Annotated in this window: 1 protein-coding gene; it reads right to left on the bottom strand. The window is 72.1% G+C overall.

What is annotated here, in order from left to right; genetic code table 11:
- Positions 1 to 67 precede the first annotated feature (67 nt).
- Positions 68 to 596: class II aldolase/adducin family protein (locus AC27IQ_RS26755; protein WP_487091505.1), on the bottom strand; the 529-nt coding region annotated here is incomplete at its 5' end.

Below are 596 nucleotides of genomic sequence, written 5' to 3'. Positions count from 1 at the left end.
GCCGCCGCGCGCGCGCCGAACTCGGCGGCCAGCGTGCGGGCCCGCTGGCCGGCGGTGAGCGGTGCGTTCACTGCAGCACCCCGGGGTCTTCGCGCACCACGGTCTCGAACAGGCTCTTGAACGTGAAATGCGCCCCGCCCGGCCCGCCGATCTGCCCATGGGTGTGGCGCGCCACCTCGTGCCGGATGGGCTGCGGCGTGCCGGCGGCCTCGGCCAGCAACTGGGTGTGGCAGGCGTTTTCCAGCGCGATGTACCACCACGCGGCCGACTCCACGCTGGGCCCGGCCGTGAGGATGCCGTGGTTCTTCAGGATGACCGCCTTGCGCGCGCCCAGCGCCTCGCTGATGCGAAAGCCCTCGTCCGTTTCCCACACTACGCCCGTGAAGTCGTCGAACAGCGCATGGTCCTCGTAGAAGATGCAGGCGTCCTGCGACAGCGGATCGAGCGTGCGCCCCAGCGTGGACCATGCCTTGCCGTACGTGGAGTGCGTGTGCGCGGCGGCCACGATGTCGGGCCGCGCCTCGTGCAGCGCGGCGTGGATGGCGAACGCCGCGCGGTTGAGCGGCCCCTCGCCGATGGCGATCTCGCCGCGCGCG

Source organism: Acidovorax sp. KPB24-07 (assembly GCF_057543315.1).
This window is presented reverse-complemented; position numbering and strand designations above follow the sequence as displayed.